Annotated in this window: 6 protein-coding genes and 1 tRNA gene; 3 read left to right on the forward strand and 4 right to left on the reverse strand. The window is 50.5% G+C overall.

Annotation, left to right across the window (positions count from 1 at the left end; all coding sequences use genetic code 11):
• Positions 1 to 3 precede the first annotated feature (3 nt).
• Positions 4 to 1,764 (reverse strand): DNA repair protein RecN, encoded by a 1,761-nt coding sequence (gene recN, locus RSF91_RS06295; RefSeq protein WP_332567608.1) that lies wholly within the window; start codon positions 1,762 to 1,764, stop codon positions 4 to 6.
• A 2-nt stretch (positions 1,765 to 1,766) separates the two neighbouring features.
• Positions 1,767 to 2,666 carry an NAD kinase gene (locus RSF91_RS06300; protein ID WP_332567609.1) on the reverse strand — a complete coding sequence of 300 codons (900 nt, stop codon included), beginning with the start codon at positions 2,664 to 2,666 and terminating at the stop codon, positions 1,767 to 1,769.
• Positions 2,667 to 2,695: 29 nt separating this feature from the next.
• On the opposite strand from RSF91_RS06300, the gene hrcA reads away from it, so the two are divergent.
• The 3 genes from hrcA to RSF91_RS06315 all read left to right on the forward strand — a co-directional run bounded on the left by hrcA (position 2,696) and on the right by RSF91_RS06315 (position 4,993).
• On the forward strand, positions 2,696 to 3,703 hold the full coding sequence (hrcA, locus tag RSF91_RS06305; protein ID WP_332567610.1) for a heat-inducible transcriptional repressor HrcA: 1,008 nt from the start codon (positions 2,696 to 2,698) through the stop codon (positions 3,701 to 3,703).
• 52 nt (positions 3,704 to 3,755) lie between these two features.
• A tRNA-Ile gene (locus RSF91_RS06310) sits at positions 3,756 to 3,832 on the forward strand.
• A gap of 105 nt (positions 3,833 to 3,937) precedes the next feature.
• Positions 3,938 to 4,993 carry a site-specific integrase gene (locus RSF91_RS06315; protein WP_332567611.1) on the forward strand — a complete coding sequence of 352 codons (1,056 nt, stop codon included), beginning with the start codon at positions 3,938 to 3,940 and terminating at the stop codon, positions 4,991 to 4,993.
• Positions 4,994 to 5,338: 345 nt separating this feature from the next.
• On the opposite strand, the gene RSF91_RS06320 is transcribed toward RSF91_RS06315, so the two are convergent.
• The gene (locus RSF91_RS06320) at positions 5,339 to 6,217 is read right to left on the reverse strand and encodes a RelA/SpoT domain-containing protein (protein ID WP_332567612.1); all 879 of its coding nucleotides are present in this window, start codon (positions 6,215 to 6,217) and stop codon (positions 5,339 to 5,341) included.
• Entirely contained in the window at positions 6,217 to 8,328 is a 2,112-nt protein-coding gene (locus RSF91_RS06325; protein WP_332567613.1) for a hypothetical protein, read from the reverse strand. The genes RSF91_RS06320 and RSF91_RS06325 overlap by 1 nt, the downstream gene beginning before the upstream one ends.
• Between the last annotated feature and the right edge of the window lie 524 nt (positions 8,329 to 8,852).

The raw sequence follows: 8,852 nt of genomic DNA on the forward strand, positions 1-8,852 counted from the left end.
ATTTCACTCTCCCCTGACTTTGCTGGTGTTTTTGCGCGTGGTGGTGGCCTTGCTGCTTTTGTTTTTGGCACTTGAGGCAGGCGATCCATTGCTGTTCAGCAGCTCGCTTGCCGACAATCTTGCCATGGTTAGCATTTCTCGGGCGTGGGCCATCGTGGCGTCAGACAGATGCTCGCCGCCCAGCATGCGGGCCATTTCCATTTCGCGTTCTTCGCCATCCAGCGGGTCCACGCTGCTGATGGTGGTATTTGACTTGGGGCGTTTGGTGACGCGGTAGTGCTGATCAGCATAAGCGGCGACTTGCGGCAAGTGCGTAACGGCCAACACCTGGCGCGAACGACCGAGAGAGCGCATGAGGCGCCCCACGGTCTCGGCCACAGCGCCACCCACACCGGAATCGACTTCGTCAAAAATCAGTGTTCCGGCTTGCCCCAACTCGCTGGTGGTGACAGCAATGGCTAAAGAAATACGGGACAGTTCACCGCCCGATGCAACTTTGGCAATGGGCTTGGGTGTGGCTCCGGTGTGGCCTGCGACGAGAAAAGTCACGCTGTCTATGCCTGCGGGAGCCGCCGATTCGGCTTGCTCCAGCTGCACCTCAAAGCGCCCACCTTTCATGCCCAGACTTTGCATGGACTGGGTAATAGCGCGTGACAGGCGAGGAGCGGCCAGTGCACGTTGCTGAGAGATATGGCGTGCCTCCGCTTGATATTGCTGATGCGCGGCTTGTTCTGTGGTGCGAAGGCCATCGATATCCACAGCTGCATCAAGCTGGCGCAGCTCATGCCTCCAGCCTTCCAGCAGCGTTGGCAACTCTTCAGGTGTGCGCTTGTAGCGACGCGCCAGCTGCATCCACAGCGCAAGGCGCTCGTCCAGATCAGCCAGTAATTCGGGGTCCAGATCGGCGCGGCGCAGATAGGCTTGCAGCGAGTGCCTTGCATCGTGCAACTGCGCCACACAGGAGCCTAGTACATCGGAAATATTCTGAAACTCTGGCTCTAGATGCTCTTGATCTTGTAGCAGGTGGTGCGCTTTACCCAAAGGGTTGGCTGCACCTGAGTCATCATCTTCAAGTAGTTGCAGGCAAGTCTGGGCAGAGTCCATCAAGGTCTGCGCGTGCGAAAGGCGGGTGTGCTGGGCGTTGAGCTCATCCCACTCGTCAGCGCGAGGGGAAAGCTTGTCCAGCTCTGAAATCTGCCACTGCAGGCGTTCACGCTCGCGCTGCAGATTGTCCTGGGCAGACAAAGCCTGCTCCAGTGCTTGGCTGGTCTGGCGCCAGCTCTGCCATAGTGATTTGAGCGAGGTGGTGTCAATGCTGCCATAGGTGTCCAGCATGGCCCGGGCTGCATCGGGGCGGGTCAGGCTTTGCCATGCGTGCTGGCCGTGAATATCGATGAGCTGATCGCCCAGATGGCGTAGCTGGGTTGCTGTTGCGGGTGATCCATTGATCCATGCGCGGCTTCGGCCCTGACTGTCGATCACGCGGCGAAGCAGTAGTTCTTGCTCTTGTGAAAAACCGGCTTCTTCAAGCCAGGGGCGCAGGTTTTGAGGGCAGTCAAACTCGGCGCAGATGTCGGCTTGATTGCAGCCTTCGCGCACTACCTGCGCATCGGCGCGGGCGCCCAGCACCAGTTGCAGGGCATCCAGCATGATGGATTTTCCTGCCCCGGTTTCGCCGGTCAGTACCGTAAAGCCAGCTTGCCAGTCCAGATCGAGGGACTGAACAATCACAAAGTCCTGCAGGGCGATGCGCTTCAAAGCCATGATCAGGAGCCCCCTTCATTCCAGCCCAGTTTTTTGCGCAGGGTGGCAAAATAATTCCAGCCCTTGGGGTGCAGAAAGTGCACGCTGTGATCGGCGCGGGTGACCAGAATGCGGTCGCCGTGCTGCAGCGATGCGAGAGATTGCATGTCAAAGTTCGCGCTGACATCGCCGCGCCCGCCGACGACTTCAATCGTGATCTCCTGCGCATCGGGCAGAACAATGGGGCGGTTGGAGAGGTTGTGCGGCGCAATGGGTACCATCACCCACGCGGGAATAGAGGGGTGCAGCATGGGCCCGCCGGCAGACAGCGCATAGGCGGTAGAGCCGGTGGGCGTGGCCACAATCAGACCATCGGCGCGCTGGTTGGAGACAAAGTGCCCGCCCACCTCAATGCGCAGCTCCACCATGCCAGAGGTTGAGCCACGGTTGACCACCACATCGTTCATGGCCTGGGCTTCAAATACGCATTGACCATCACGCATGACGCGGGCGTGCATCAGGGGGCGCTCGTCCTCCTCGTACTCGCCTTGCAGAATGGGCGTGATGGAGGCTTCAAACTCATCCAGCGCAATATCGGTGACAAAGCCAAGGCGCCCTTGGTTAATACCGACTAGCGGCGTGCCGTAGCGAGCCAGATGACGGCAGACGCCCAGCATGGTTCCATCGCCACCCACTACCAAGCCCAGGTCGCAATGCTTGCCCAGGCCATCCACGTCCATACTGGGGTAGTCAGACAGGCCTGCATAAATCGCGGACTGGGTATCCAGAATCACCTCGCAACCCAGACTACGCACATAAGACGCAATGCGCAGCAAAGCCTCGCTGGCAGCGTCGGATGGGGCTCCTGCGTTGGGTGTGTGGTACTTGCCGATCAAGGCAATATGGCGGAACGTGGATGTCATCTGGGAAATTACATCATTAAAATGAAATCATGCTCGACGAACGTGCCAAGTTATTGCTGAAAGCGCTGATTGAGCGTTACATCGCTGATGGTCAACCAGTCGGCTCGCGCACTCTTTCGCGTGCATCCGGGCTTGAATTGTCGCCTGCCACCATCCGCAATGTGATGGCCGATCTGGAAGAAATGGGGTTGATCATCAGCCCGCACACCTCCGCAGGCCGTGTGCCTACCGCAAGAGGGTATCGACTGTTTGTCGACACCATGCTGACGGTGGACCGCTCCAACCTCATCACGCCAGGGCTGATCCATGAGCAGCCGCAGAAAGTGATCGCCAATGCGGCTAACCTGCTGTCCAACCTCTCCCAGTTTGTGGGCGTGGTCATGGTGCCGCGCCGCAGCTCCGTTTTTAAGCACATTGAATTTGTGCGCCTGTCGGAGCAGCGCTTTCTGGTCATCATCGTCTCGCCTGAAGGCGATGTGCAGAACCGAGTGATCTTTACCGACGTGGATTACGAATCTTCGCAACTGATCGAAGCCTCGAATTTCCTCAATCACCATTACGCCGGCTTGACCATGGAAGAGGTCAGAACAAGGCTGCAGACCGAAGTCGAGCAGTTGCAAGGCGAAGTCGCCAGCCTCATGCAGGCCGCCGTGAATGTGGGTGCTGAAGTGATGAGCAGCCATGATCAGGAAGATGTGGTGATTGCCGGCGAGCGTAATCTGCTCTCGGTCAGTGATTTCTCCAGTGACATGGGGAATCTGCGCCGCGCTTTTGATCTGTTTGAGCAAAAAACGCAGATTCTGCGACTGCTGGATTTCTCTAATCAGGCCGATGGCGTGCGAATTTACATCGGTGGCGAGAGCCAGACCGTCCCGTTTGAAGACCTCTCCGTGGTGAGTGCTCCCTATGAGCTAGACGGTAAGGTTGTGGGCACCCTGGGTGTGATCGGCCCCACGCGCATGCACTACGACAAGATGATCCAGATTGTCGACATCACATCCAAATTGGTGAGCAATGCCCTGAGCCACAAGCGTTAGGCCCTACAATGGCAGAGTTTTTCTGGTGGCAGCCACGGCTGTTGTCAGTGCTGGGGCGTTAGCTCAGTTGGTTAGAGCAGAGGACTCATAATCCTTTGGTCGTCGGTTCAAGTCCGCCACGCCCTACCATTTTTTCTAATGGAAACAACAGCTTAGGCTTGCGCTGTTGTGGCAAAGGCTATTCACCATAGCCCCTGAGGTAACAGTTTCGGTACATTGAACCGAAGGCACCTCATGGCAAGCATCATTAAGACACCCTCTGGCACCTGGAAGGCCATCATCCGCAAGCGCGGCTTTCCCACCACTATCAAGACTTTCCGCGTCAAACGAGATGCCGATGATTGGGCTCGCACGACTGAGGATGAAATGGTGCGAGGCTTGTACATTCGGCGACAGTCCGCGGATCGCATGAAATTAGCCCAGGCGCTGGAGCGCTATGCGACCGAAGTGACTCCCACTAAGAAGCATTACACCCAGCTCGGTGAGCGATCGCATCTTGCTGCCTTGACTAAGTTCTTTGGGGCGTACTCCATGAGCGCGGTGACGCCTGAGCTGGTGGCTAGATTTCGTGATCAGCGCTTGGCTGACGGCAAGGCAGCCAACACAGTTCGGCTTGACTTGGCGCTCTTGGGGCACCTTTATTCAGTTGCTATGCGTGAATGGGGTGTAGGGCTCGTCTACAACCCGGTGCGAATGATTAGGAAGCCTGCTCCTGGTGCTGCCCGCGACAGGCGCTTGGATGCTGGTGAAGAAGCACGATTGTTTGCCGCAGTGGCAGCACATAGCAATCCCATGTTGAAGTGGATTGTGGAGCTGGCTATTGAGACCGGAATGCGCCGATCTGAAATAACTTCATTAAAGCTAGAGCACGTGGACATTGAGCGCCGTATCGTCAGACTGCTTGACACTAAAAACGGTGAGCCGCGAACCGTGCCACTCAGTCGGCGGGCCACTGAGGTGATGCGTGAGGCTATTTCTAATCCTGCTCGTCCTGACGATACCCGTCTTATATTTTTTGGAGAGCCTGGCCGGGATGGTCAGAGAAGACCGTGGCAATACGATCGCGTGTGGCGCCAAATTTTGGCGAAGGAAGGGTTTCGTGACCTTCACTTCCACGATCTTCGTCATGAGGCTGTAAGCCGCCTAGTTGAGCGAGGCTTTAGCGATCAAGAGGTGTCTGCGATCAGTGGGCACAAGTCCATGCAGATGCTGAAGCGATACACCCATTTGCGAGCGGAAGATCTGGTTGCCAAGCTAGATCGAAGAAGTGATTTGAATTATTTTGATTGACTAGATGTTAGTTGCTGAAGGGCGAAAATCGTTCCAAGCCTTGTTGTTTATTAATTAATGCCAAGTGACATATGCAAATAGTCAGCATTCTTAAAATTTTCTCTGCTGATGGTGCCTCAACAGCTGAAAAATAGCTGCTTCATGCTATGGATTCAACTGGGTCATTCACGATGCTGAGCCTAAACGGCTGCAATCAGCAAAACCTGTAATATCAAATCCCGAACTCAGCGCCGCCCAGGGGCGGGCTGGGTAGTTCGTATCTCAGAGTATGCTGATTTTGTCTGCTGCAAAAGGCCAAATAAAATGAGTTGCAGTTCTGCGCTGTAACTAGTCAGGGCCTCAGCGTCAACTGCATACTGAGCTCGCAGACTCAGATATCAATGCAGGCGTAAGTGCTGATAGTGAAGCGTGTTGGGGTCCAATAGCGTTCCAAAAGAAGATCAAATTGTCCATAGTCATTGGAACGCGCGGACGGGCTGAAAACATGTTTTTAATCAGCTTGGAGCGATCAACGCGAACCAGATCCCTCGCAGCCGCAGTATCTGAATTCAACACCCTAGTCAATTCTTCGGAGACCTGTCCACGGATCCGAATCTTTATCAAATTGGGGAGCATTGCTGACCAATTTTTGCTTTTGTAGTGTCTGTACGCGAGTTCATCAAATATTCTGCCCATACTCCATTCTGATGTTTCCAGTGTCGCCACGACACCGTTCAGTGCTCTACTCAAGTCATCATGATCTTGCCAGCTCTCCTTGGCTTTATAGCGAAGGTCGTGTTCAACTTCGTGCCACCCCTCTGACAAGATGCTTCGTAATTGCACTTCAAAGCAGGTATCTAGCGGATCGCCAGCAGCCGCGCGCTGAAAGCTCACTATGAGGTCTGTAGGAAGCCTGAAAACTAAATTGTATCGAGTGACTGAAAACTGGTCTCGCTCTGGTTTATCTATGGTCGATGATATTTCATCGTAAATATATTTTGATGCAAGAATTGACTTTACAAGTGCAATATCTTCAGGGAAATAAAGAGCGACTCTAATTCCAATCGCATCCTGAATTAGCTTACCGCTAGCGCTATATTTTCCAGGATCTTTTTGTAGTTTTATACTAAGCGAATCAGTATCTTTGCCTCGAGCAAAAACTCTGGACAGAATGCCGACACTAAAAATTGATTCCTCAACTTGGCGGCGAATTTCCTCAGCAATATGCTTAAAATTGCTTTGCATCATAATCTCCCGAGAATTCGCCTAATATCTGGCAGACGATCAAAATTTAGTTCAACAAAAGATGCATGGTTTGGCTGAAGAAGAAGTCCGTTCTTTTTAAGACGAATTATTGCCTCATACATTTCATTTGGCTTGTAATCTCCGCTCGCTGTGCAAATACCAGAAATTGGACGATGTTTGTGAATAAGCTTTTCCCGTCCAATAGGCCAGAATTTTTCGAGTACATGTCGCTCAAGTAACTGAGAGTATTCTTCTGGTTCGTCTAAATTAATTGTACTGGCCTGAATCGCATCACGAAGGAAGGCGGTATCGCCAGAATCTCCCAGTAAATATATTTTTCCGTCGGATGTACCAATTGCATTATTGGCTCCATAGAACTTACAATTCAAAAATGTTACATTCTCCATTGATGCCAATAAAAATTGGCAATTTCTAAAGGTGCAATCATTGAACTGAAAATCTGTAATGGGCGCTGATCCAAGATTAATATTATCCAGATCCAAGCCTTCGGCTTCGTCAGATGAAAGTAGAAAGTCCACTCTACCGCTTAGTTTTGCGGTAAAATCTATTCGATATGATATTGAAGTAAATTCGAGTGAGTCTCGAATTCGATCTAGCAGTTCAGCCTTGTCATCATTCGTGCGAGGCCCATAAGACATCACGGCTGGCTCAAGAAATCTTAGATCATCATTTAGCCAATCCGGGTCATGCAAGATATTGGTTGAAACGAAATAGCCGAGGACGAATTCGTTTATGAAGCCAATTTTTCTCTCGTCCTTGTTGCTTCGATCAAGCAGTGCATGACTGGCAATTTTATTTGCAAGAAACTCCCTGTCTGGGCGGTCTGCAGCGGGGTACAGTGCTAAAGAAGCCTCAAGTTCTGGGAGGCATGACCGTTGCACTAATTCGACTATATAGTCTCGCTGCTCTGATGTATAACCGAGGGATACCATATCGCTTGCGATCATGGTTAGTATTGACTTCTGGGTGCCAACACTCATTTTTAGATCCTGGCGGATCTGTTCACGCTCAAGTAAGAAATCGAAGTACTTCTCCACAAGATCCTGCGGGGATTGCACTACTGTGTCAAATTTTTCTTTTGGGATGCATCTTAGATATGAAAGAAGGACTGGGTTTGACAGCCCACTTTGTATATTCAGTGCGGTAGCATTTATGGCTTGGAGACGATCCTCGGGTAGCCAGTCCGAAATTGTAGGCTCTCCAATTCTGATACGAACCAGCTGGAAGTTATCGGCATTATTTGCTGCCCATGAATGAAATGCATCTCCTTCGAATAATATTGTGCGTCGTGTTGTAAGAACAATCTTGGCATTTCCTGTTAGGAATTGACCGATTGTTTCAAGCATTGGCTCATGTTTATCGAATTCTTCTGTATCATCTGTTTTTCTCAGTAATTCATCGAAGCCGTCAAGAATTGTCACTACGCGACCATTGACCATTTCGGATTGCACAAGCCTAGAGCTAAGTGTTGGGAATTTCCTGTCTATCTCATCGAGCAAAACGTATCTAAAAATTGGAGCTTTTCTGTTACGAGAGAGCTCAGAGAATAGTGGCAAGTATTCGGCATTACGTATTAATAAGTGGACAATTTCATATGCTGTACATGTTTTCCCAAATCCTGCTGCTGCCTCAATAAGAAATAGCATAGGCTTGTTTGTACTTAGACGCGATACAACTTCCTCCGCAGGAGATAGGTCTCCTTTTTTTCCATTTACGCTGTAAGGTGCATTTATATATGTATATATTGCATCATCCGAAAAAGGCCGGACAATACCGCTTGTAAAATTAGTATAATCTCTTTGTAGGCGATCTATTATGGTTGATACCGAGAAGAATCCTTGAAAAAGTTCATACTCAGTTTGTTTGGCAGTAAGATATTTACGAATCGTGCACGCAAAACCTGCACTCGAGAAATCCTTAAATGCTGTTTCTGTTTGAGCATTCTCGCAAAGAGGTACTATATCAGCGTTGTCAAAATAACCAGTCTTCAGTGTGAATACAATAACGCCTTCTGCATCGTATATCTTTGCTATCTCAAAACCGTATCGCTTATATATTTCTTCTAATTCACGCTTCAAAGGGATGCTCAATCTTTACCTTTCGAGTGGTCTGCCACGCCAGAGATCTGGAGTGAAGAGTTGATCTGTGTATTTGTCAGTGTATAAGATCTAAGGCCTGGTTCATTCATTTTGCTGATGGCCTTTGATACGAAGCCCTGCAGAGGAAAAATGATCATTCCGATTTTTCCGTTTACGATTAATTGAGTGTGTAGCAGAGATTTATAAAGACCATCTTTCATCAATTATCAGGGAAGTGTGCTCGATAGCTGTCTCAGAATTTTACATAAGTACCCCTGACAAAGCTACGGAAGTAGAAACTTTTGATCGATATTTGGGTTGTTTCTGAGGTTTGAACAATTTGCGTACGTCGCTAGAGAGGAAAGACTTTTAAAATAATCTACGCACGCATCTGGTCAAAAAACTTGTACTAGCCGTAATCGCTGCAAAAGAGACAGTGATCGAAAAATGCTTAGACAGCAGCAGTGCGTGATAGCGTCTGGTCATGCAAGTCATGCAAGTCATGCAAGTCATGCAAGTCATGCAAGTCATGCAAG

It is taken from the genome of Comamonas sp., from assembly GCF_036643215.1.
In the GTDB taxonomy this organism is placed as follows: Bacteria; Pseudomonadota; Gammaproteobacteria; order Burkholderiales; family Burkholderiaceae_C; genus Comamonas.